Annotated in this window: 18 protein-coding genes and 1 pseudogene; 14 read left to right on the forward strand and 5 right to left on the reverse strand. The window is 35.8% G+C overall.

The window, feature by feature from the left end; all coding sequences use genetic code 11:
• Positions 1 to 63: 63 nt before the first annotated feature.
• Positions 64 to 940, reverse strand: a pseudogene (locus tag GQR59_RS18995) (IS30 family transposase).
• Positions 941 to 1,046: 106 nt separating this feature from the next.
• Positions 1,047 to 1,937: a LysR family transcriptional regulator gene (locus GQR59_RS06500; RefSeq protein ID WP_160061200.1), complete on the reverse strand. Its 891-nt coding sequence runs from the start codon at positions 1,935 to 1,937 to the stop codon at positions 1,047 to 1,049.
• 154 nt (positions 1,938 to 2,091) lie between these two features.
• Here GQR59_RS06500 and GQR59_RS06505 point away from each other — a divergent pair, with 154 nt between their 5' ends.
• Genes GQR59_RS06505 through GQR59_RS06515 form a run of 3 tightly spaced genes read left to right on the forward strand, consistent with a single transcriptional unit; the run spans position 2,092 to position 4,978 of the window.
• Positions 2,092 to 3,270 carry an amidohydrolase gene (locus GQR59_RS06505; RefSeq protein ID WP_160061201.1) on the forward strand — a complete coding sequence of 393 codons (1,179 nt, stop codon included), beginning with the start codon at positions 2,092 to 2,094 and terminating at the stop codon, positions 3,268 to 3,270.
• Positions 3,271 to 3,308: 38 nt separating this feature from the next.
• Positions 3,309 to 3,518, forward strand: coding sequence for a hypothetical protein (locus GQR59_RS06510; RefSeq protein WP_201288027.1), 210 nt, complete (start codon positions 3,309 to 3,311; stop codon positions 3,516 to 3,518).
• Complete coding sequence (locus GQR59_RS06515; protein ID WP_160061202.1) at positions 3,518 to 4,978, forward strand: sodium:solute symporter family protein; 1,461 nt, start codon at positions 3,518 to 3,520, stop codon at positions 4,976 to 4,978. The genes GQR59_RS06510 and GQR59_RS06515 overlap by 1 nt, the downstream gene beginning before the upstream one ends.
• 691 nt (positions 4,979 to 5,669) lie before the next feature.
• Here GQR59_RS06515 and GQR59_RS06520 read toward each other — a convergent pair.
• Positions 5,670 to 6,578: a LysR family transcriptional regulator gene (locus GQR59_RS06520; RefSeq protein WP_025563438.1), complete on the reverse strand. Its 909-nt coding sequence runs from the start codon at positions 6,576 to 6,578 to the stop codon at positions 5,670 to 5,672.
• 135 nt (positions 6,579 to 6,713) lie between these two features.
• Between GQR59_RS06520 and GQR59_RS06525 the strand changes: the two genes are divergently transcribed.
• From GQR59_RS06525 to GQR59_RS06555, 7 genes are all read left to right on the forward strand, one after another.
• Positions 6,714 to 7,583, forward strand: a complete 870-nt coding sequence (locus tag GQR59_RS06525; RefSeq protein WP_025563437.1) for an NAD(P)-dependent oxidoreductase — start codon at positions 6,714 to 6,716, stop codon at positions 7,581 to 7,583.
• A gap of 15 nt (positions 7,584 to 7,598) precedes the next feature.
• Complete coding sequence (locus tag GQR59_RS06530; protein ID WP_025563436.1) at positions 7,599 to 9,110, forward strand: aldehyde dehydrogenase family protein; 1,512 nt, start codon at positions 7,599 to 7,601, stop codon at positions 9,108 to 9,110.
• A 2-nt stretch (positions 9,111 to 9,112) separates the two neighbouring features.
• Positions 9,113 to 10,264 carry a M20 aminoacylase family protein gene (locus tag GQR59_RS06535; protein ID WP_025563435.1) on the forward strand — a complete coding sequence of 384 codons (1,152 nt, stop codon included), beginning with the start codon at positions 9,113 to 9,115 and terminating at the stop codon, positions 10,262 to 10,264.
• 557 nt (positions 10,265 to 10,821) lie between these two features.
• The gene (locus tag GQR59_RS06540) at positions 10,822 to 11,655 is read left to right on the forward strand and encodes a DUF3100 domain-containing protein (protein ID WP_025563434.1); all 834 of its coding nucleotides are present in this window, start codon (positions 10,822 to 10,824) and stop codon (positions 11,653 to 11,655) included.
• Between the two features lie 14 nt (positions 11,656 to 11,669).
• Positions 11,670 to 12,146 (forward strand): hypothetical protein, encoded by a 477-nt coding sequence (locus GQR59_RS06545; RefSeq protein ID WP_025563433.1) that lies wholly within the window; start codon positions 11,670 to 11,672, stop codon positions 12,144 to 12,146.
• A 425-nt stretch (positions 12,147 to 12,571) separates the two neighbouring features.
• Entirely contained in the window at positions 12,572 to 13,534 is a 963-nt protein-coding gene (locus tag GQR59_RS06550) for a LysR substrate-binding domain-containing protein (RefSeq protein WP_025563432.1), read from the forward strand.
• A gap of 431 nt (positions 13,535 to 13,965) precedes the next feature.
• Positions 13,966 to 15,339, forward strand: coding sequence for an L-serine ammonia-lyase (locus tag GQR59_RS06555; protein WP_160061203.1), 1,374 nt, complete (start codon positions 13,966 to 13,968; stop codon positions 15,337 to 15,339).
• A gap of 477 nt (positions 15,340 to 15,816) precedes the next feature.
• On the opposite strand, the gene GQR59_RS06560 is transcribed toward GQR59_RS06555, so the two are convergent.
• The gene (locus GQR59_RS06560) at positions 15,817 to 16,845 is read right to left on the reverse strand and encodes an IS110 family transposase (protein ID WP_160061204.1); all 1,029 of its coding nucleotides are present in this window, start codon (positions 16,843 to 16,845) and stop codon (positions 15,817 to 15,819) included.
• 279 nt (positions 16,846 to 17,124) lie between these two features.
• Between GQR59_RS06560 and GQR59_RS06565 the strand changes: the two genes are divergently transcribed.
• Positions 17,125 to 17,526 carry a GFA family protein gene (locus GQR59_RS06565; protein WP_025562939.1) on the forward strand — a complete coding sequence of 134 codons (402 nt, stop codon included), beginning with the start codon at positions 17,125 to 17,127 and terminating at the stop codon, positions 17,524 to 17,526.
• 455 nt (positions 17,527 to 17,981) lie between these two features.
• Here the strand turns inward: GQR59_RS06565 and GQR59_RS06570 are convergent, their stop codons facing one another.
• Positions 17,982 to 19,487 carry an amidase gene (locus GQR59_RS06570; RefSeq protein WP_160061205.1) on the reverse strand — a complete coding sequence of 502 codons (1,506 nt, stop codon included), beginning with the start codon at positions 19,485 to 19,487 and terminating at the stop codon, positions 17,982 to 17,984.
• A 684-nt stretch (positions 19,488 to 20,171) separates the two neighbouring features.
• On the opposite strand from GQR59_RS06570, the gene GQR59_RS06575 reads away from it, so the two are divergent.
• From GQR59_RS06575 to GQR59_RS06585, 3 genes are all read left to right on the forward strand, one after another.
• Positions 20,172 to 20,777: an AAA family ATPase gene (locus GQR59_RS06575; RefSeq protein WP_160061206.1), complete on the forward strand. Its 606-nt coding sequence runs from the start codon at positions 20,172 to 20,174 to the stop codon at positions 20,775 to 20,777.
• 261 nt (positions 20,778 to 21,038) lie between these two features.
• A complete protein-coding gene (locus tag GQR59_RS06580; RefSeq protein ID WP_160061207.1) occupies positions 21,039 to 21,623 on the forward strand; it encodes a uracil-DNA glycosylase family protein in 585 nt (194 codons plus the stop codon).
• Between the two features lie 369 nt (positions 21,624 to 21,992).
• Positions 21,993 to 23,156 (forward strand): alpha/beta hydrolase, encoded by a 1,164-nt coding sequence (locus GQR59_RS06585; protein ID WP_160061208.1) that lies wholly within the window; start codon positions 21,993 to 21,995, stop codon positions 23,154 to 23,156.
• Positions 23,157 to 23,326: the final 170 nt, after the last annotated feature.

Below are 23,326 nucleotides of genomic sequence, written 5' to 3' on the forward strand. Positions count from 1 at the left end.
TGTGTTTCGTTATTATTTAGAGGTGCCTTTACAAGACACCTTCAACCTTGAAGTGCATAACAGCTAAGCAGCTAACGCTACCATATACTCAGCCATTAATTTGGCTGGCGTTTTATAATTAAGCTTTTTTCTCGGTCTGTTATTTAATTTCACTATCACATTTTCAATTGATGATTGCGATACCTTTTTGAAGTCTGTTGATTTCGGCCAGTATTGGCGTAATAAACCATTCGTATTTTCATTTAAACCTCGTTGCCAGGAACAATAAGGATCTGCAAAATAAACATCACACTTTAAGTGCTCTGTTAACACGCCATGAGAAGCAAATTCTTTACCATTATCGGCTGTGATCGTATGTACAACTTCTTTGTACGGTTTTAACAAAGCAATTGTAGCAGCCGTTACGCCTCTAGCTGATTTATCATTAACACGCATAGAAACCGTAAAGCACGTCTTGCGCTCTACAATCGTGAACAATGCGCCGCTATGGCCTTTACCAATGACTAAATCAATTTCCCAGTCTCCAACTCTACTTTTTTCATCTACAATTGATGAACGAACATCAATACTGACGCGGTTTTTAATAAAGCCTCTACCTACTTGTTTATCTTTACTTCGTGGTTGGTAAACCATGCGCCTCTCTTAACCATCCTGATATTTGTTCAGGACTCCATTTTAATTGGAGTTTGGTTTTGATGAGTGTAATCATACTCTCGGTCATTTTTAGATTTTTGTGATAGTCTGAGCGACGATTATCTGCCAACAATTGAGCTTGTTTTATTCGATAACCTTTTTTGCCTGTGTTACGAGAAAACTCCCTACTAACAGTGGACTGGCTAATATTTAATTGTCCTGCAATTTTATTTTGACTTATGTCTATTTTCTTTAAGGCTGAAATCTTGCATCGTTGTCCGTAGGTTAGTTGTTTGTATGTTTTCATTGTTGCATCTCTTGCCGGAGAAAAAGCGATTAGCAACTATTCAGCTGATCATTTTTCCTACCTATTCAAGTTATTCACTTATTATTTGAATGCAAGTATCAATAAATTACCTTTTTTTAAAAAAATTAATAGCGACATTAACAAAATTTTTAACTGCAGGGTTTGTTAAATCTTTTCGCCACACTAATCTCATTTCCAGAGGTAAGTTTAGGTCGTCTAGTTCAATGACTATAAGGCTAGATGGTAAATTTAGAGTTATTGCTTTTGGTACAATGGTGCAACCAACTCCAGAGGCCGCAAGAGAAAGCATTGCACCATTATCACTGCCGCGTTCAACAATATTAGGAAAAAAATTATTTTTAGAAAAATGGTCAATCAAATTATCGTGATAGCTAACGGAATCTTTTCTATCAAACCAAACAAACCGACTTTTACCAATATCTGATAACTTTTTAGGCTTTAATTTAGCAAGTTTTGAGCATACTCTAGTAACTAATACTAATTTATCATCATAGACTTTGATAGAATTTAATCGAGAGTCATATGGCGGAAAATACATCACACCCAAGTCTAGTTGCCCGCGCTGTAATGAATTAACTTGTGGGCCAGATAGTACTGTATTTATTTTGAGCATCACTTCTGGGAATTTTTGGCGAAAAATAGTTAGAAAATTTGATATTTCCTCTATCCATAAATGCATTACAGTAATTCCTATAATTAATTCACCTGTATGGCCATCATTAATTAAATGTATTTTTTGTTTTGATCGTGCAACTTGTTCTAATATTTGTAATGCATCTTCATAAAATATTTGACCAATAGCAGTCAGTTTAATCCCCCTTGATTTTCTTATTAATAATATTACACCTAAATCTTCCTCTAACGCTTTCACCTGACGAGTTAATGCTGGTTGGGCTATATGAATCTGTCGAGCTGCTTCCGAAAATGATTGCTCATTAACGACTGAAATAAAGTAACGTAGTTGTTTTAAATCCATCTAACCCTCCTACTTTCCGATGCCTTTTAAGTATGGATACTACTCCAAATTGATATTTCTAACATAACTTAAGTAATGCTAAATTAAAATTGTAATATTTGTTTTATTTGTTTTATTTGTCTTTTGGTTAAAAAATTATACAAGGAGAGTTTTTATGGAAGAGTTTTTCTCTGAGCATTTAAACGAGTTTAAAAAATTACGCCATGATTTTCATAAAAATCCCGAATTGGGGTTTAAAGAAGATCGAACAGCATCTAAAGTTAAAGCATTTTTGTCTTCGTTAGATCTACCTTTTGTCACTGGATTAGGCATCACTGGTATTGTTGCTACAGTTGAAGGTAGGTTGTCTGATAATGGCAGACGAGTTGGGTTAAGGGCTGATATGGATGCTTTACCAATGCATGAAAAATCAAGTCATGATCATTGCTCAGAAACTGAAGGGTGTATGCATGCTTGTGGGCATGATGGTCATACTACGATGTTACTTGCTGTTGCGAAGTATCTTGCTGCACATCGTGATTTCGCAGGCATTATCTACTTAGTTTTTCAGCCTGCTGAAGAAGGTGGTGGCGGCGGAAATGAAATGGTTAAAAATGGGCTTTTTGAACAGTTTCCTATGGATGCCATTTTTGGTTTGCATAATTGGCCTTATATTGATGCCGGAAAAATAGCTATATTAGATGGCCCTGCAATGTCATCCGTCGATATTCTTGGGTTGGAAATTAAAGGTGTTGGCGGACACGGTGGCGCTACACCTCATTTTACTACTGATCCGATACGTATTGCAGGTACTCTCATTCCTGCATTACATTCGATTATTAGTCGAGAAATCGATCCACAAGAACCCGCAGTCTTGAGTTTATGCTCCATTCAAGCAGGGCAGTTATCGGCATTTAATGTTATTCCTGATACCGCTCAATTAAGTGGTACTGTTCGAACTTTCTCTAAGGATGTTCGCGATAAAATTCAACTTGCTGTCAAACGTATTTGTGCTGGAGTCGCAGATAGCTTTGGAACTGAAATTATAGTTGATTATCAAAGCATTTTTCCTGCGACAGTTAATAACATAGAAAAAGCGGTATTTGTTCGAAATGTGATCAAAGACGTTTTCCCTCAGGGCACACTCGATGAAACAGTTAAACCTTCAATGGGAGGTGAAGATTTCTCATTTATGTTAAATGCTTGCCCTGGTGCATATGTTTTTCTTGGTAGTGGGAAAGGAGATAACCCTGAACCCTTGCATAGTCCATATTTCGATTTTAATGATGATGTTATTCCTATTGGTGCCAAGCTGCTCGCATCTATCGGATTGAAGTCACTCAGTCAAGATTAGTAATAACCATTTTATACATATTTTAATTAGGGAAGATTATGAAAAAAAATATACCGATGCACCCAATAATGATGGTTTATTTTGTAGTTTGCACTTTAGCTTTAATTTGGCCAGGGGCTGTTATTGCAAATCGTATCGAACCGATGATCTTAGGTTTACCCTTTATGATTTTTTGGTATTTAGCGTGGTTCTTTGTTTGTTTCATTGGACTCGTTATTTGTTATAAGACTGAAGAAGGAGATAAGTAATGAGTTCATCCTCTATGTTGATCACAGCGATTACTGTGGGCTATTTGCTATTGGTTTTATTTGTTGGGATTTGTGCTAAAAAAGGTCAAAAATCTACATTAGAAAATTATGTGACGGGTGGACGTCATATGGGATTTTTAGTGTTGTTTTTTATCTTTGGCGCCGAAATATTTTCAGCCTTTGCCTTTTTAGGTGCACCTGGTTGGTCTTACAGTAAAGGGGTACCTGCACTATACATACTTAGTTATTTAACATTAGGTGTTGTTGTCTGGTGGTTAATGGCTCCTAGCATCGCAGATGCAGGACGTAGAAAAGGGTTTTTAACACAAGCTGAATATCTCCATGACCGTTACCCTAGCAAAGTTTTAACAATAATTATTGGTATTGTGAGCTTAGGGGCGATGGTTCCATATCTTACCATTCAGATTTCTGGTGCTGGACTTCTTTTTCATAGTGCGACAGGTGGTGAGGTTCCTTTTTGGCTTGGAGCTCTAGCTGCAACAGCAGTTGTTACTATTTATGTGTATGTTAGTGGCTTGAGTGGTATTGGTTGGACTAACTTAATGCAAGGGCTGATGATGATCTGTATTGCATGGTACCTTGGTTTAACGATTACTCATGAGTTTTTCGGGGGTGTTGGTGAAATGTTTTTACAGATTAAAGACAATGCACCTGAATATTTAACTATGCCTGGCGCACAAGGAATGGGATGGGGGAGTTTTTCTACGGCCATCTTGGTTAGTACATTGGGTATTGTTATGTGGCCTCATATTTTCATGAAGTTCTATAGTGCTGATAGTTCTAAAACGCTGAAGCGAGTATTTGTATTTTATCCATTATATGCCTATATTTTAGTGCCTGTTTTGTTTATAGGTTTTGCTGGAATATTAATATTTCAAGACCAACCTTTAGAAAAAGCAGATGAAGTATTATTAAAAATTGTAGTGGAACAAGATATCTTTTCTCCTTGGGTGATCGGGGTTGTTTTATCTGGCGCATTAGCTGCTGCGATGTCAACAGCTGCGAACTTAGCTCATTCTAGTGCATCAATATTAACTCGTGATATTTTTTATCATTTACCCGTCGGTTCAAAAATGAATGATAAACAATTATTGCTAATGACCAAGATTGGGGTTGTTATTGTTTCATTAGCTGCGTATGGATTAGCCTTATCTAAACCTGATTCTTTAGTTGCTCTATTATTGGGTGCTTATGGTGTTATTGTACAACTCTTGCCTATGTTAATCGGTGCTCTTTGGTGGAATCAAGCTTCTACTAAAGGTGCTGTTGTTGGGTTAGCTGTAGGTTCTGCTTTAACTTTAGCTTTTCAGCTTAGTGATTTAAGTGTCCCTTGGGGGTGGAATGGAGGTTTCTTTAGTTTGATTATTAATTCGATTTTTTTCTTTGTGATTAGTAAATTAAGCCCAGCTCCTCAACTAAGATCTAAATCTTTATCTTAATAAGTTAAAATTAAAAAAGATAAGAATAAGGAGTATGGCAATAAATGATATATAAATTTTAATTATATATCATTTATTGCCATGTCAATTTTCATATTTATATTTTTAGAAAATAGGAGAAGGATAAAGGCTAAGAACTACCGAAGTTATCTATACCATAAGTATTTATGTATATTAGGTATTATTCTTAATTATGGGTTATTGGCATTTTGCTCCGTATTTAAAATACAAGTGGTCAAGTAAATCTGGTCACTGTTTTGTAGTCATTCCAATACAGGCATTAAATATAATTTATTTATTATAAAAATATTGAGAAGTCTATCCATTTATTACAACTATTTAACTTGAGTAGAAGAGGCTAACTTTTAGTATATAATACTTTTAAAACTCTATAAACATACTCAACAGATCATTGATAAACGTAAGTAAGCTAAAACCGCTTTAACGTACGTGTAAAAGATAGTCTTATGCGGTGTTTAAATCTCTATTCAAGCTCAACTCATATTACTTAAACACGTAAAAATATTTTTTAAATAGCTGAATATTGAAATATAAGCGTCTTGTTATAAATAAGGCACTTTTGCATTTCTATCCCGATATATATATCAATGTGCCTTTGTTTATAATACGTTGAAATTATACCTATAAGATTCTTACGCTAAAAGTCAGATTTCCTCTATAAATGCCTCTCTTAATCAATATCATTTTTAAAAGAAGATATTAAGTATTTTAAAAATTCTGCCGGTGCTGGTGCTAATTGTCTTCCTAAACGAGTAAATATAACGGTATCCATGCTATTTAAATTATTATTACTTAAAAAAATACTGTTCAGGGTCTCGGACCAATTGGGAGTGCTTTTCAGCATAAACTCTGGAATCATTGTTACCCCTCCGTTTGAAGCATAATAATATAAAGCCGTAAGACTATTACTGATCACATTAGGCGTAAGTGTAATACCAGTGTTTTTCTCAACGTTCTCTATTAGTTGTCTTACACCATGTGCTATTTCAGGCAATGCAATATTATACTTTCTAAGAGTGCTCATTTTGATTGGCGCTGGTTCATTATTGATAGGGTGATTTTTATTCGCTGCGACAACCATTGGGCTGAGCGCAACATAATGACTTCGAATCTTAGGGTGATGTGGAGGGTTGAAAATGACTCCAATATGAACGTCATCATCAATCACTTTTCTGACAATATCGTTACTGTTATTCGTTGATAGAATAATTTTTATCTTAGGATATTCCTCATTAAATAAGCACATCGCTTTTGTCACTTTATTAATAAAGCCCTCACCAATGGCTAGTTCAATGGTACCTGATTCGAGCTTACGTAAGGATTTCAGACTATCTAATACCATCTCTTGCTGAATCAAATATTGTTTATAATAGATGATTAATTTATTACCAGCTTCCGTTGCAATGATCCCTCTTCGATGACGTTCAATAAGTACGGTATCAAGTTCTTGCTCTAATTGACTGATCTGTCTGCTGACGGCTGAAGGGGCTATATTTAAAAAGTCTGCAGCTGCTCTTACACTGCTATGTTGGATAGCCTCATATAAAAACTTGAGTCTATTTTCTTGTAAAAAGCTCATATTATTGACTTCTCTCTGTGTTGCCTAAAAGGTTACAAATTACAAAAAACGTTTCATTGTTCGAAACACATGCTCTGTTTATACTATAAAAAAGTCACAATAACTATTGTATAAACTATAATTTAAGGATGAAATATGAAAGTAGGCATTGTTGGTTTAGGTAATATGGGCGCTGGTATGGCAAGTACATTAGCAAAGAAAAAGCGGGATGTTTATGGCTTTGACTCGTCTAAATCTGCCCGAGAAGCAATATCACATAAAGGAGTGAAACCTGTTTCTACTCTGAAAGAACTCACTAGCATTTGTGACATCATTGTACTCTCTCTTCCCAAAGCTGAGCATGTAGAAGCTGTGTGTCTTGGTGAAAATGGTATCGGTAAATTAGCCTCGCCAGGTTTGATTGTTATTGATACAACAACTTCTGAAGCAGATGTTAGTCGTAAAGTTGCTAGTAGTCTTCGAACGTCTGGTATTAAATTCATTGATGCGCCTGTATCTGGTGGTCCTTTAGGGGCTGCTTCTGGCACTATGAGTATGGTCATCGGTGGCGAAAAAGATGTTGTAGAGTCTGTTTTATCTTTATTACAAGATATGAGTGTTACTCAAGTGCATATTGGTGATGTTGGTGCTGGTAATATTGCAAAGATTGCGAATAATTTACTTTGTGCTGCTCATCTTATTACGAATGCTGAAGTTGTTAGTTTAGCGGTTAAAGCAGGTGTTGATCCTGAAAAAGTATTAGAGGGCATTAACGCAGGATCTGGCCGAAGTGGTGTTAGCCAAGTTAATTTTCCTAAATGGATCCTTAATAATGGTTACGATTCTGGATTTAGTATGGGTCTTATGCGTAAAGACGTAGGGTTGGCAAAAAAATTAGCAGATGACCTAAATTTATCACTTCCATTGTCTCGTCAAATTATTCAAATGTGGCAACAAAGCCAAGATATCACTGACCAAGAAGATTTTAATGCAATAGTAAAGGCATCTGACCCTACTTTATTTTAATCAAGGAATGATATTATGACTAATCAAAGATTAAAAAACTCACTCATTAAGTATTTAGGCACTGAAAAGCTGGGCAGTTGGGTAAATGGCAGTATCGTACCCGGGACAGGAGATCAAGTTGAACTCATTGAAGCCCATAATGAAAAGATTTTATTATCGTATCAGGATGCCGGTAGTAACCTTGTTAATATAGTCGATAAAGCAGCTAAGTCTGCGCAAAAATACTGGTGGAAGTTGAGCGCAAAAGAGCGTGGTAGACTAATGTATGCTATCGGAGCTGAAATACGTAAAGAAGTCGACGAGCTTGCATGGATTGAATGTGTTACTGCGAATAAGCCTGTAGGTAATGCAAAAGGTGAAATTATTGCGGTTGCTGAAATGTTTGAATATTATTCAGGTTGGGCTGATAAATTACATGGAGAGGTCATTCCTGTTCCGAGTTCGCACTTAAACTATGTAAAATATGAAGCGATAGGCACTGTGTTACAAATTACGCCTTGGAATGCACCTTTGTTTACTGCCGGTTGGCAAATTGCACCTGCGATTGCGGCAGGTAATGCTGTTGTGTTGAAACCGTCAGAGTTAACACCTGTTAGCTCTTTGATCCTCGGTGTTTTGATTGAACGAGCGGGTTTACCTAAAGGGCTGGTTAGTATCATTTCTGGGTACGGGCATACCATTGGGCAAAGGTTTATTGAACAAGCTGAATTAGATAAAATTTGTTTTGTCGGTTCACCAATGACGGGATCTCATATTGCTGTTGCTGCGGCGAAACGTATTATTCCTTGTGTGCTTGAACTAGGTGGAAAATCTGCCAATATTATTTTTGATGATGCGGATTTAAATAACGCAGTGAATGGTGCTTTATCGGCTATTTTTGGAGGTTCAGGGCAGAGTTGTGTTTCTGGCTCTCGTCTTTTAGTGCAAGAAAGCATTTTTGATGATTTTGTTAATACTGTTGCAACAGCGGCTAACAAAATAACAGTAGGCGATCCGACAGATATATTGAATGAAATTGGACCGATTAATAATGCTAAACAATACCAACACGTTGTTAATATGTTAGATATTGCAATTAAAGAAGGTGCATCCGTTGTTGGTGATGTAATACCTAACCCAGAGCAGCAAGGTTTTTATATTAATCCTACTGTTTTAAAAGGGCATAACGATATGCAAGTTGCTCAACAAGAAGTTTTTGGTCCAGTGGTTATTGCTATCCCTTTTAAAGACGAGGCTGATGCTATCCGTATTGCAAATGAAAGTAGCTTTGGTTTAGCTGGTGCTGTTTGGACAAATAATGTAGGTCGTGCTCATCGTGTTGCAGATCAGGTAAAAGCAGGCACATTTTGGATAAATAGTTATAAAACAATTCATGTTAGTTCACCATTTGGTGGTTATAAGTTAAGTGGATATGGTCGCTCATCAGGGCTAGATGCATTAAGAGAATACAGTGAAGTTAAAAGTGTTTGGGTTGAAACATCAGATTCGCCTAGCTTTAATTTCAATTATGGAACAGTAGAGAGGTAAGTATGTCGGTTTCTAAATTATTATTAGAAAATGCAGTCGAGTGGCGTAAAGAGTTACATCGCTATCCAGAATTAGGTTTTCAAGAAGTTAAAACTTCTCGTCGAGTCGCAGAGTTACTTGAAAGTTTTGGTATAAGTGTTGATGTTGGCATGGCAGGTACTGGTGTTATTGGTACGTTAAAAAATGGAGAAGGGCCTTCGATAGGGTTACGAGCTGACATGGATGCGTTGCCAATGAATGAGCTAGGTGATGTTTGTCATAAATCATGTAACCATGGTGCAATGCATGCTTGTGGACATGATGGTCATACTGCCATTTTACTCGCAACGGCTAAATACTTAAGTGAAAACAGACATTTTAAAGGGACTGTCTACTTTATCTTTCAGCCTGCTGAAGAGAATCTAGGTGGGGCTAGAGTGATGGTAGAAGAAGGACTTTTTGAGAAATACCCAATGTCTAGTGTTTTTGGTCTTCATAATTGGCCGGGGTTACCTGAAGGGCATGTCGCTGTTTCCGATGGTGCAATGATGGCATCACTTGATACTTTTAAAATAACCTTAACGGGCAAAAGTTGTCACGCGGCTATGCCGGAAAGAGGAATCGATCCGATTGTGTGTAGCTCAGAGTTAGTGCTTGCATTGCAATCGATTGTTTCTAGACGACTATCTCCATTAGATTCAGCCGTGGTGAGCGTAACTCAAATTAACGGAGGTGAAGCAATTAATATCGTGCCTGAAACGGTTGTATTAGAAGGTACGTATCGTTGTCTTGATACAAAGGTTCAAGAGAAAGTTAAGATGTTAATTGGCGAAATTTCCAGTGGTGTTTGTGCTACGCATGGCGTTGAGCTTAATATGGAGTTCTTCGATGGTTATATTGCAACAACAAATAATGAAGAGCAAGCAAAGCACGTTCTTGATGTGGCTGTAAATAGTTTTGGTGAAAGTAGAGTGCATTGGAATCTTCCATCATCAATGGCCTCGGAAGACTTTTGTTTCATGTTAGAGAAATGCCCTGGTGCATATTTTTGGTTAGGCGCTGATAGTGAGTTCCCATCAAAACCACTGCATAATGCTTATTATGATTTCAATGATAATATTATCGAAGTTGGGATTGAAATGTGGTGTGGTTTGGTTGAAAAATTATTGAAGTAACTGTTGTTTTATAAATAAGTTATTATCTTTTAATTTTAAGTGATTTTTAAATGATGTTTATTTTTAAAGTAACTTAGTAACTCATCGCTTCACCGTTAACACATGTTAAGGTAAAGCGATGACATCTAGTGGTTCCTCCTCTAAAAATAAATTTAGTGTGAGTGGATAAAAATCCCTTTTATGTTATATTTTTATTGTTGCCTCTTGATCATAAATAAGTCTTTTGAGTACCTTTCTATCAATACTTTTCGCTATAAATACACCTTTATTATCATATTTCTAATAATGCTTTTTTACTATAAATAAAAAATTATAAGCTTGCAGTAAAGTTTTGAATATTGCATGTTGTTAATTCTACTGTCTTTATGTAACTCCCTTATTTCCTGAGATCTTGCATCTTATTTGTATTTTTTTAACTTACTTTTCTAATAAAATCATCGTTGCTTTTTAAGTAACGATAAAGTGATATTAAGAGAACACTAGATGTGCTTTAATTAAAATTCATTTAAAGATGTTGCAAAGTATGCAATGGATGCTAATAACTCAAGGAAACAGTAATGGAAAATACTTCTTTAAAAAAATTATTAAACTGGAGACTTCACGGTATTGTCATCATCATGACGATTATTGCTGAATTAATAGGTGTGCAAACACTCCCAATCGGTAGTGCAAAAGTACTTTTTCTTCCCCTCTTTTATGTTTTTGTTTTATGTCTATTTTTTAACCCCAATATTACAAAAATATCCAACAAACTAATTTCTAAAAAACAAGCTAAAGTTGCATCTCATATTATTGTTATTGGGATTCTGCCATTCATAGCTAAGTTTGGAACACTTATTGGACCTGCAATACCAAATATCCTTGATTCTGGTACTGCAATGATACTTCAAGAGTTTGGTAATTTAGCTACGATGTTAATTGCAATGCCTGTTGCTGTTTTACTTTTAAAAATGAATCGAGAAGCCATTGGTGCAACGTATTCTATTGCTCGAGAGCCTAATATCGCAGTTATTTCTGATAAATATGGTTTAAAAAGTAGCGAAGGTATCGGTGTTATGGGCGTTTATGTAATGGGGACAATGTTCGGTACTCTTTACTTTTCTTTACTGGCTGGGTTTTTGGCATCGACAGACTGGATTGATATTCGAGCTTTAGCGATGGCGTGTGGTGTTGGTAGTGGTAGTATGACTGCCGCTTGTTCTGGTACCTTAGCTGAAGTGCATCCCACAATGAAGGAAGATATATTAGCTTTTGCAGGAGCAAGTAATTTATTGACCAATGCAACGGGGTTATATGTTGCGATATTTATCGCTTTACCTTTTGCTGAGTGGTATTACAAAAAGCTAAATCAAATCCGTGGCACTTTTAACAACACTTCTAAAACAAACTAAGAAAGGGATAACTTATGAGTACTAATGAAATGAATTTAACAGCAGAAGATGAAACTAAATTATCCTTTAAACAAAATATAATTTTAATTATTCTTTTTTGTGGTATTGCGTTAATAAGTAACTGGGCTGGCACGGGTAATAATTTCCTTATTGCGTTGCCTGGAATGGTCATTATTTTTGCAATGATCCTTATTGGTCTAGGTCTTAAAGCTCTTATTGGGGGACCTTTACCGGCAGTGGCATGGGTATCACTTGTCAGTGTTGGGTTAACACTTCCATTTGTTCCTTACTCTGATGTCATGTTAGGTTACCTAAAAAGCATCAACTTTCTATCGTTAACAACACCTGTACTCGCTTATGCTGCTATGGCTGTTGCAGACTTAGAAATTAAACTTTTTAAAAAATCAGGTTTCAAGATTGTTTTAATCTCAATTCTTGTCTTTACCGGTACCTATGTTGGTTCCGCGTTAGTTGCAGAAGCTTTTCTTTAAAAGCTAATATTAAAGGGAGAGTAATTATATTCTCCTTTTACCCATACCATATTAAGCATACTTTTCTTTTTGCCTTTTATCTTTTTAAAATACTGAATTACTCTGGTAGTACTGATAATTTATTGTCTACGTACTGAAAACTTAGAAGCCTTTATTACCCTCCCTTATCCTTCTGTATCTTTGATATTTGACTGTGCTAATGACTTTTTCGTATCTCATTATGTGAAAATTTAAGTGTTTTTAAAAAAGTATCGAAATTAGAAATTCAATATATAATAAGTTATCTAAAAAGTATGATAGATAAAGTACTAATCGCGTCAGTTTTTGACTATATTATTTAATTTAATAAATACATTAAATGTCTTTCTCGGGTCATCTATGCTAGTACTTATCTCTTTTATTACTGGTAAAACTAAGGAAAAAAAATGAAATTGCAACAACTTGAATATATTTGTGAAATTGAGCGCAGTGGATACAATATATCTGCAACTTCAGATAAATTGTTTACATCTCAACCTGGTATAAGCAAACAACTTAGTTTGTTGGAGAATGAGTTAGGCGTTAAAATTTTTGAAAGGAAAGGTAAGCATTTGTTTGGTGCAACTGAGATTGGCGCTAAAGTGATACAAGAGGCAAACTTGCTTCTCGAAATTAAAAATAGAATCAAAGATATGTGCGATGCTGAAACCTCACCAGATCAAGGTTCAATGAACATTCATACAACGAATGCCATTGCTAATTTTTTATTACCAGAAGCGATTCAATATTTTATTAACAAGTATCCTAAGGTCTCTCTTAATATGATAGGTGTTGAGCCTAATACCCCGTTGCCCAAGGGAAGTAATTATTTTTGTATTGTTGCACAAGATATTAGCGACTCACCGGGATTTGTTGTATTACCTGCATATAAATGGTCTTTAAGCCTTATTGTTCCTTCTGATCATTATTTAGCCAAAGTAGAAAAAATAACATTAGAGCAATTGGCTAATGAGAAGTTAATTAGTTATGAGTCTAAATCTACAGGCAGAGAAGCAATTGATGAGGCGTTTAATCAGCAAGGCCTAACGCCAAATTATATTATTACTACCATGGATGCCGGCACTATCAAAGAATACGTCAAGCTGGGAGTGGGTATTGGTATTCTGGCATCAGTTTCAACCAATTTAGTTGATGATTCGATAGTCGTGCGTTCATTACAAGAGTTGATTCCTGAATGTGATGCTTGGATTTGTTATAGTAAAGAAATTTATTTACAAAAATATATGTATGATTTTATTGAAAAAATCTGTCCTCATTTAACCCGTACTGTAATAGAAAGTGTTGCCCCTTTAACTGTATTAGAGAGAAATAAATGGTTTGAAAATGTACAATTTAAAACATATCGTTAATATGTTACATGCCGCTTTTACTCATTTTATCGACGTATAATATGATAGAAGCGGTTTTTATCCTAAACGTATCTTAAATAAAGGTTTTGTTTTCCCGTCTTCATGAAGAGACATAAGCTTAATAGATATTTGAACTAATTATCATAAATATGATATTCCTGCAGTGTTGTTGTTCTATAAATAGAATATTCTTCAAACTAAAGTTCATTTTAATATCATATATTTCCATTCACCTTTTCCATTTATTTAAGATTGTAAATTTGGCACTTTTAATGTTCTGTTTTTGGCAACAATTTATAATTTTTGTTGTCTTGTTTAGATTTTAGTTGTCAGGCTATATTGACCTATTATTTAAGGCATATGATTAAAATGTAGATTCAAATAATAAAAAAGTCTTAAAGCCGTATTATAAATAATAGAGTGGTTAAAAAATGGAATTAAGTGTATTTGATTTATTTAAAGTAGGTATAGGCCCTTCTAGTTCTCATACAGTTGGACCAATGCGGGCTGCCAGCGTATTTATAAACAAATTAATTGAACTGTCATTGTTAAACGACGTTCAGCAATTAACAATTACTTTATATGGTTCTCTTTCTGCTACGGGTATTGGGCATAATACGGATAGTGCGATCCAATTAGGGTTGATGGGTTATGATCCTGAAACCGTCGATACTCAACTCACGAAGAGTATTATTGAAAATATACAAAAAGATGAAACAATACGATTATCTGGAACCCACCAGATCGGATTTGTTTATGCACGGGATATTATTTTTTCAGACGAAATCCTACCATTACATGCGAATGCCATGTCACTTAGCGCTTCTAAAGGCGATGAAATATTGTGGTCTGATACATTCTATTCGGTAGGCGGTGGATTTGTGCTTAATGAAGCAGAAATGACCAAGGGAACAACAGAAGATAAAAGTATCCTTCCTTACTCTTTTAACAGTGCAGCACAGCTTCTCATGTTATGTAAAACTGATAATTTATCAGTCAGTCAATTGATGATGGAGAATGAAAAAACATGGCGTACGGAAGAAGAGATAAAAAAAGGCATTCTACACATTTGGTCCGTGATGCAACAATGTATTGCAAATGGGATGAATAATAGAGGTATCTTGCCGGGTGGATTAAATGTACGTCGCCGTGCTTGGGAGTTACATCAAAAATTATTATCTGTAGAGAAACCTAATAGTATTAATTCAACATTGAGCGCAATGGAGTGGGTGAACCTATATGCGCTTGCTGTAAATGAAGAAAATGCTGCTGGTGGCCGAGTGGTAACCGCCCCTACAAATGGTGCCTCTGGCATTATTCCTGCTGTGCTTAATTATTATATGATCACTTCAGAAGATAAAAATGACGATGATATTGTTCGTTTCTTTTTAAGCGCCACTGCAGTAGGGCTCCTTTGTAAAAAAAATGCGTCAATTTCTGGTGCTGAAGTCGGATGTCAAGGTGAGGTTGGCTCTGCATGTGCGATGGCGAGTGCTGGGTTAGCTGAAATTCTAGGTGCAACGCCAGAGCAATTAGAAAATGCTGCTGAAATCGGACTTGAGCATAACCTAGGTTTAACCTGTGACCCCGTTGGCGGTTTAGTACAAGTCCCTTGTATCGAGCGTAATGCTATTGGTGCGATTAAAGCAATTAATGCAGTGCAAATGGCAATGCGCGGTGATGGAAATCATATTATCTCTTTAGATAAAGTAATAAATACAATGAAAATAACTGGGCGAGATATGTCTTCAAAATATAAAGAGACATCTAAAGGTGGATTGGCTATTAATACGATTGAATGTTGATATTACAATCAATTATTTGAGGTTTGTATTTTAAAGGTGCTCATAAGAAAAAGATTATGGACATATATGGACGCTCTCTCGTAGTCAAGACGAGTTAATACAGAACACGAAAATAGTTTCATATTCGTCAGACTTTATAACCTTAAATACTTATCATTAACTCGCTTGCGATGACTGACTCAATGGGTTTATTGAATAAACCGTTCTGACATATATTCGAGCTATGGATTAAAACCATGCTCCTGATGAGTTGCGAACCAGAATACCAATGATAAAAAATACAACCAAGCGAACTATAAGTTCGTGTCCTTTGCTAGTTTCATTCTGGTTGGCGTGAGCCTTTTCTTTTCATCTTTAAACTACGGTTAGAGAGAAGTTAATACTTTTTTAATTAAGCACTCTCTAGCGACCTAAACACCCATTCAGGCTCATGGCCTTTGTCCACAACAGGTTTCGCTAGAGAGTAAAACGGGTGAATCATTGTGTTATTTCTTTTGCTATTTGTGGCGTGTAATAACTGTTTTTTTGAAGCAACGTCCACATAATGCGTGCTAGCTTATGTGCTGTGGCAACCACTGTGCAATTGAAGCTTTTTCGCTCTCTTAATTGGCAAACCCATTGGTTTAATGCATCTTGCTTTTTACCTGCATGGTTAATCATCGCACGCGCACCATGAATTAATAATGTTCGTAAATACTGGTCACCTCGTTTACTGATGCCAGTCATGATGCTTTTATTACCAGAGGCAAATTGTTTCGGTGTAAGACCTAACCACACGGCAAAATCTTTCGCACTAGCAAAGGCTTGCACGTTACCGATTGAGGCAATAAAAGCAGAGGCATTGAGATAACCGATACCAGGTATGCTTAGTACAATCTTACCTAAAGGATGTCGCTCTATTTCTGACTTTAATTTCTTTTCAATTGTTTTAATACGATTATTTAACAGTGCGTATTCGCTATAAACATCGTTAACTAACCATCTCAATGTCGCTGATAATGATTCATCTGAGCATAAATCAATGAGTTTTTCATTAAATCCCTTATGGCCTACTGGGAAGATAATACCAAAATCAGTGAGTACGCCGCGTAACTGATTACTTGTTGCTATTCGAGTGCCCAATAATCTTTCACGTAAACGATGCAGTATTAATACTTCTTGTTGTGCCATGGTTTTAATAGGAACAAAACGAATAAATGGACGGCAAGAGGCTTCAAAAATAGCGAGTGTATCGTTACTGTCATTCTTATTACCGCGCACAAAAGGAGTGACATGTTGAGCCGGTATTAAACCAACATTATGCTCCATAGACTCAAACGTACGCCCCCAATAATGAGATGAATAACAAGCCTCCATCACCACACGACACTTGTTTTGCATCTGTATAAACTCTGTCAATTGTTGTCTGTTTAGACGCTTATTGAATAACGTTTTACCTGTGTTAGTGAATCCCATTACCTGAAAAACATGCTTTGCTAGGTCGATTGATATTGTGTTAAGTTTCATGATGGACGCTCCTTAAGTTAACTATTGATATTACATTAGTTTGGCGCATTGACGCCGTATTGGGGAGCGTCCATCTCATCACCTATAAATTTTAATTCAATAAATCCCTTATTTTTAGCCCTTTAATCCCACTTATGATTCAATTTAATCAGTTAGCTAATAAGGTTAAAATAATCTATTTAATCTCAAGTAAATGCAATCTTCTGTCATTTTTATTTAAATAAACGAATTGAAAATAAGTTATTCTATCGTCTCGTTATGCACTAGTGGTGATTTCATATGAGTGATGTTTATAAAGGTAGTTGTTTGTGTGGCGCTGTTATTTTTGTTGTTAATAGCTTTAATGATCAAGCTGCGAATTGTCATTGTACAATGTGCCGTAAGTTTCATGGTGCTGCATATGGAACATTAGTCGGAGTGTCGGGTTTGAACTGGATTTCAGGTAGAGATTATTTAAAAGAATTTACCGCGCCAAATGGTTCTGTTCGTACATTTTGCTCTAAGTGCGGTTCTAGTTTAGGGTTCCGTGTAAATGGTGCTTCTTTAAATGAAATAGAATTGGCAGTTGCAACTTTTGATAGTGACATTCCTGTTGTAATTGATGCTCATATTTATACCGACTACAAAGCAAATTGGTGTAAATTAGAAGATGAATTACCTAAACACCAGGAAGGGCGCTAATGCCTTATAATACCAAAATAATTAATAAGGTGATCATTCTTGCTGGTTAAAATCATCCCTAACTGCGTTGTGAGTTTTGAAGTGAGAACAACTATCTCCTAGAACTCACGCCTTATTAATGTTAATTTTTCCTACGCAATCTCTGATCACTTATTTAATTCCATTGTTATAAAGTTGTTTAGCAATACGTCCTGAGATAGACCGTTAGTAAAAAATTAATTATTAATTGAAGGAAATACAGAGTTTGATCTTTCATTTTGCATTAATTAATTCTGAGTTAATTGATTGGAGGTATATGCTCAATATCAGAATATATAGCTATATTAGCTTTTATGAAGCGGTATCAAGAAATTAGACTATCTATAAATAGCGTAAAATTGTATTACTTACTTGAGAGTTAAGAATTAATACGATAAAAATATCGTATTAATTCTTGGTTTTTTAGCAATATATTTTTAACTGTATGATTCTTCAAGCACTTGGGCGGCACTGAATAGTGTCATTTCATCATGATATTTTGCAGTTAGCATTGCGCCGATTGGGCGGTCATCTGAGGTTTTCCCTACAGGAACGGATATAGAGGGGTGGCCTGTTGCGCAAGTTGGAGCTGTATTCCCTACCATTTCAAATGCTCGTGCAATAATTTCCTCTACTCCTGCATCTTTTTCCGGCAAACGTGTTGCGGCCATTGGCGTTGTTGGCATTAATAATACATCTACTTCTGATAAGGCTCGATCATAATCGGCGGTCATTAAACGGTTAAGGTTTTGGGCTTTGCCGTAATAGCGTCCTTTCGTTCTTGATGATGTAAAATGTCCGGTTAGCATGCCTAGTTTCATTGTTTCCGATAACTCATCAGCCTTTTCTTTCCAATTTGATTGCGCATCCATTAGACCTTCTACAAAAAGGCCTTTCATATTGGTTCCGTATGAATTATTTCGCATCATTAAATCATAAGTTCCCTCAAGAAAAATAGGTGTCCATATCGCAGCACCAACAGCATGTAATGGTATAGAAACAGTGTGGATAATAGCGCCTTCTGCTTCTAGTTTTTTAGCGGCTTCCATTACTCGCTCATCAACTTCTATTTCAGCACCGGGTGTACCAAAGCCTTCAGGTACAATTCCTACACGTAAGCCTTTAACTCCTTTATTAACGGCTTCGCTATAAGGTTGAGATACAGCCCCTTTTTGGCGAGGATCTAGTCCGTCAGCCCCAGCCATTACTTCTAACATTAAAGCATTATCTGCAACGGTACGTGTTATTGGACCTGCATGATCTAATGTTAGCTCCACGGCAAAAATCCCAGTATAAGGCACCAAGCCATGTGTAGGTTTTAAGCCGACAATGCCACAGTAAGAAGCGGGAATACGAATTGAGCCACCCTGATCTCCACCCGTTGCCATATCAACTATGCCGGCTGCAACCAAAGCGCTTGAACCAGACGAGGAGCCTCCAGCATTAAACCCTGGCACGGTAGGATTTTCAACATATCCATTATGTGAAGTGTGGCTTCCTCCTGATGCACAATAATATTCACAATTAGATTTACCTTGGATTGTTCCTCCTTCATCTAGAAACCGTTGAACAATAGTAGCGTCGACATCAGGTATATAACCTTCTAAAATTGAAGTACCATTCGACATTGGTACGCCTGCCACACATACGTTATCTTTTATTGCGATTGTTTTACCAGAAAGTTTACCGTTACTTGCTCCTTGAATTGTTGTTTTAACTGCCCATGCATTATAAGGGTTATTTTCTGAGGAAGGTTTTATGCCTGAATGGCGAGGATATTTTACTTCAGGTAATTGAATATCCATGCTATCTACAAGATCAAATGCATCAAGTTGTCCCTGCATTAATTTATGATAAGTAGTGGCTTCTGACTCTGTAAAATGAATGCCTATTTCTAAAGCCGTTGTTTTCACTTCTTCAACTGTAGGTCGTGTAATTGACATAATGCTTTCCTTTGCTAAGAGTTATCAAATATGATTAATGATCAAATTGCATAATTTAAGGCGCTTTCATACTCACTAAAAACAGGAAATAAGTCAATAAATGTGATCGATGTTTTTTTATTGAATTAATGTTGTTGACATATTGTTGATTGCTGTTTTGAAACTTGCTCTCTTTTTATTAAAAATATGCAGCTAACAGGCATTTGGACATCTTATATTTTCTAATTTAAATTTTTAATTACGTTGCTTTTACCTATTAAAAGCCGTTGGGATGAAAGGTTCTGTATTCGTAAAAACTATTACCTAATACTCTTGAGTCACGGATATTTGCTTGTTCATTTATCTTTAATATCATTAGCTTTTATTATTTTTAGTTACGATTATCTCCTCATTTACATCGTGTCAAGAGTCAAGTTTTTGATGTTTTTAAATGCTGTAATGAATTTAATTTAAGATAAATTTGAGTTTTTTAGGAGTAAAATGTTAGGGATAACATCAGTTTTAAACTCATAGTGCTAAAAGAAATTGTTAATTTGTATCGTAGTATGCGTTAATAATAGCAGTCACGTTAATTAAGTAATTGTTATTAAATACAAAAAAATGGGAAAGTTACTATGAAAAAATAATGGGTGACCTTTTAAATGTTTTTCATCTCAAATAGCTCATGTTTATTAAGGATTCATAATGAAAAGACTTATTTTAGTTACCTCACCGCCAGCAAGTGGCAAAACTTATATTTCTAAAAAGTTAGCAAAAGCACTCAAGCATGTTGTGTATTTAGATAAAGATACCTTGATTGTTTTATCACATCAGATTTTTAAAGTGATGAATGAAGAAGTGAATCGAAGCTCTGATTTTTTTGAAGAATATATTCGTAATTACGAGTATGACGCTGTGCTAGCACTCGCGATGGAAGCCCTTGAATACGACGATATTGTATTGATTAACGCGCCATTTACCCGTGAAATTAGAGATACTGCTTTTATTGATAATCTAAAAAATCAACTCATTGAAAAAAATGCGCGCTTGACTGTGGTTTGGGTAATGACTGATGTTGATGTGGTTAAAAGTCGTATGACTGAAAGAAATTCTTCAAGAGATGTTTGGAAGTTGGAAAACTGGGACGAGTATATTGAAGGCGTTGATTTTTCTATCCCGTTGAGTATCGATAATCCAGATATCGTTGATGATTTATTACTCTTTAAGAATTCAAATCAAGATGAATATGAAACCTCATTAAAAGAGCTTGTTTCTATTTTAGAAAAGGAACAGTCATTAAATAGAGAATAAATCTTATTCTTGTTTATTTGAGAGAAATTTAATCAATACAGTGTTAACAATATAGTTTGTATTCAATCATAGATTAGGTCCAATATTAACTATCCCTAATCTGTTTAATTGCATTACGCTTACATTGCCTAGCACTGTGATTAATGTAAGAAATTGCATAGGCACTACATTGGTACTGCATCGGTACTACATAGAAACTGAATGTAGTTATGCAAATCATATAGTTATGTAAATCATATAGTTATGTAAATCTGGAAAACCATGAAAACAAACGATTTCAATCAATTATTAACAGAGGTGCGTGCTTGCACCATTTGCGAACCTAACTTGAAAGAGGGTGTTCGTCCTGTTTTGCAAGTTAATCAGCATGCTAAAATTCTTATTGCTGGGCAAGCGCCTGGCTCAAAAGTCCATGCGACAGGCATTCCGTTCGATGATCCGAGTGGGGATCGATTAAGAGAATGGATGGGGATTGATAAAGAAACTTTCTATAATTCACAAAAAATCGCAATATTACCCATGGCTTTTTGCTATCCAGGAAAGGGTAAATCAGGTGATTTACCGCCGCCACCAATATGTGCAGAGACTTGGCGTAACAAGCTACTTGAAGCGATGCCAGATATTCAGCTCACACTTGTCATCGGGCAATATGCTTTGGCATGGCATTTAAAAAACCGAGAAAAAAATCTTACCGAAACAGTCAGGAACTGGGCTGCTTATGGAGAGCAAGTTATGCCTCTTCCACATCCAAGTCCGCGTAATAATATCTGGTTAAAAAAGAATCCATGGTTTGAAGCGGATGTTTTAACAGTGTTACAAAATAGAGTTCATAACATTCTAAAATAGCTTTTTAGTGTTAAAAATCGACTCTAGGCATAGACTTATACCCACACTATGTCATTAAATAAACGATAGCTTTTAACTATTTAACTATTTGTCTATTTCTTCGCTGACTAGCTTGGCATCGTTTAATGTGTGTTTTGATCCGTTCAAGTTTTGAATACGTATTTAAACTTGGAGAATATTACAAGATGAATAAGTGCTTTTATCGATATAGTTAAGGTGCTTAACGTTTAGCTTTTAACTCAAACTTCGATAACCATGCAGAACATGTACTTATTTCCCTGTTATTGCTGAGCGTCATTACATTAGAGTTACCGAACACAACTCGATTTTTATTCTTCTAAATTCATTTATTTTTAATAGGATCTTAAGTTGATTTTACCTTTTTTTCGTCATGTTTTTATTAGTTCTATTGTACTTTTAACTGCTTGTAGCCAATCAAATATTGACCCTAACTATCAAGTGTCAGCATCATTACCCAGTTATTCTCAACAAAATTTTCAACAATACATTGAAGAAACAAAACAGTGGTTATTGGATAATCGAGTCTTTAAAAGCGATGATATTGAAAAAGAATTACAAGCGAACCTTCCTTTTGAATTAATACCTGAAAACCCAAATGGAGATGCAGTACTGTTAGTGCATGGTTTGGGTGATTCTCCCTATTCGTTTACGGATGTTGCGAAGCATTTAGCTTCACAAGGTTATCTTGTTAGAACGGTGTTACTACCCGGACACGGTAGTAAAGCAGGGGATTTAATGTTGCCCACAGAGGAAGATTGGCAAATGGTAGTTAATCATCATATTGCGCTACTAAAACCAAACTCAAATAAGCTTTGGTTAGGTGGTTACTCCACAGGCGCAAACTTGGTGACATCTGAAGCATTAAATGATGACAGTATAGAAGGGTTGTTGCTCTTTTCTCCCGCCTTTAAACCGGAATCATCAGTTGTAAAATGGGCTAATCTCGCCAGTCATGTGGTGACATGGGCAGATCAAGATCCTGAAACCAATTATACGCGTTATAATTCTTTGCCAATGCATGGCGCTGCTGTTTATTACGATACCGTAAAAACGGTACAAGCTGATTTGCAAGACGTTACTTATAACAAGCCAGTTTTTATGATGATGAGTGAAGGTGACAGTGTTATTGACACTGTATTTCCCATCAACGTATTTCAAAAACAATTTACCAATGAAAACAATCAGCTGATATGGTTAGGTGAGGATGATTTGTCAATCCCTAACACTACTCGGTTCAGCATGGAACGTCCTGATTTACACATTATTAATGGCTCTCACATGGGATTATTGTTTTCTCCTGATAATGTTGAATATGGTGCAGAGGGCGCCATCATCATATGTAATAACGGACAGAATAAAGAACAAGAACAGGCTTGTGAACAAGGCGAGGATGTTTGGTTTTCTTCTTACGGTTGGATCAAAGAAGGTAAAACGCTTGCTCGCTTAACTTACAATCCTTATTTTCAACAAAGTATGGAAAAACTAGATAGAGTGATGAGTAGCGAACGCTAGTTTTTAATAAAACTGATCGAAATCTGATTTCTGTTTTTGAGGCCTACTTGCGACAACTATACATTTATTATGCATTTCTTATGCACTTTAGTTACGTCATGTTGTATGTGAGGACATTGTTGTTATGGATCATCAATAGTTTTAATGAGGTTAAAACTATCGATGAGTAA

It is taken from the genome of Psychromonas sp. L1A2, assembly GCF_009828855.1.
GTDB lineage: Bacteria > Pseudomonadota > Gammaproteobacteria > Enterobacterales > Psychromonadaceae > Psychromonas.

Bases quoted from the DNA above. Each gene is read 5' to 3' on its own strand.
- GQR59_RS06500 (WP_160061200.1), bottom strand. From the start codon at position 1,937: ATGGATTTAAAACAACTACGTTACTTTATTTCAGTCGTTAATGAGCAA.
- GQR59_RS06505 (WP_160061201.1), top strand. From the start codon at position 2,092: ATGGAAGAGTTTTTCTCTGAGCATTTAAACGAGTTTAAAAAATTACGC.
- GQR59_RS06510 (WP_201288027.1), top strand. From the start codon at position 3,309: ATGAAAAAAAATATACCGATGCACCCAATAATGATGGTTTATTTTGTA.
- GQR59_RS06515 (WP_160061202.1), top strand. From the start codon at position 3,518: ATGAGTTCATCCTCTATGTTGATCACAGCGATTACTGTGGGCTATTTG.
- GQR59_RS06520 (WP_025563438.1), bottom strand. From the start codon at position 6,578: ATGAGCTTTTTACAAGAAAATAGACTCAAGTTTTTATATGAGGCTATC.
- GQR59_RS06525 (WP_025563437.1), top strand. From the start codon at position 6,714: ATGAAAGTAGGCATTGTTGGTTTAGGTAATATGGGCGCTGGTATGGCA.
- GQR59_RS06530 (WP_025563436.1), top strand. From the start codon at position 7,599: ATGACTAATCAAAGATTAAAAAACTCACTCATTAAGTATTTAGGCACT.
- GQR59_RS06535 (WP_025563435.1), top strand. From the start codon at position 9,113: ATGTCGGTTTCTAAATTATTATTAGAAAATGCAGTCGAGTGGCGTAAA.
- GQR59_RS06540 (WP_025563434.1), top strand. From the start codon at position 10,822: ATGGAAAATACTTCTTTAAAAAAATTATTAAACTGGAGACTTCACGGT.
- GQR59_RS06545 (WP_025563433.1), top strand. From the start codon at position 11,670: ATGAGTACTAATGAAATGAATTTAACAGCAGAAGATGAAACTAAATTA.
- GQR59_RS06550 (WP_025563432.1), top strand. From the start codon at position 12,572: ATGAAATTGCAACAACTTGAATATATTTGTGAAATTGAGCGCAGTGGA.
- GQR59_RS06555 (WP_160061203.1), top strand. From the start codon at position 13,966: ATGGAATTAAGTGTATTTGATTTATTTAAAGTAGGTATAGGCCCTTCT.
- GQR59_RS06560 (WP_160061204.1), bottom strand. From the start codon at position 16,845: ATGAAACTTAACACAATATCAATCGACCTAGCAAAGCATGTTTTTCAG.
- GQR59_RS06565 (WP_025562939.1), top strand. From the start codon at position 17,125: ATGAGTGATGTTTATAAAGGTAGTTGTTTGTGTGGCGCTGTTATTTTT.
- GQR59_RS06570 (WP_160061205.1), bottom strand. From the start codon at position 19,487: ATGTCAATTACACGACCTACAGTTGAAGAAGTGAAAACAACGGCTTTA.
- GQR59_RS06575 (WP_160061206.1), top strand. From the start codon at position 20,172: ATGAAAAGACTTATTTTAGTTACCTCACCGCCAGCAAGTGGCAAAACT.
- GQR59_RS06580 (WP_160061207.1), top strand. From the start codon at position 21,039: ATGAAAACAAACGATTTCAATCAATTATTAACAGAGGTGCGTGCTTGC.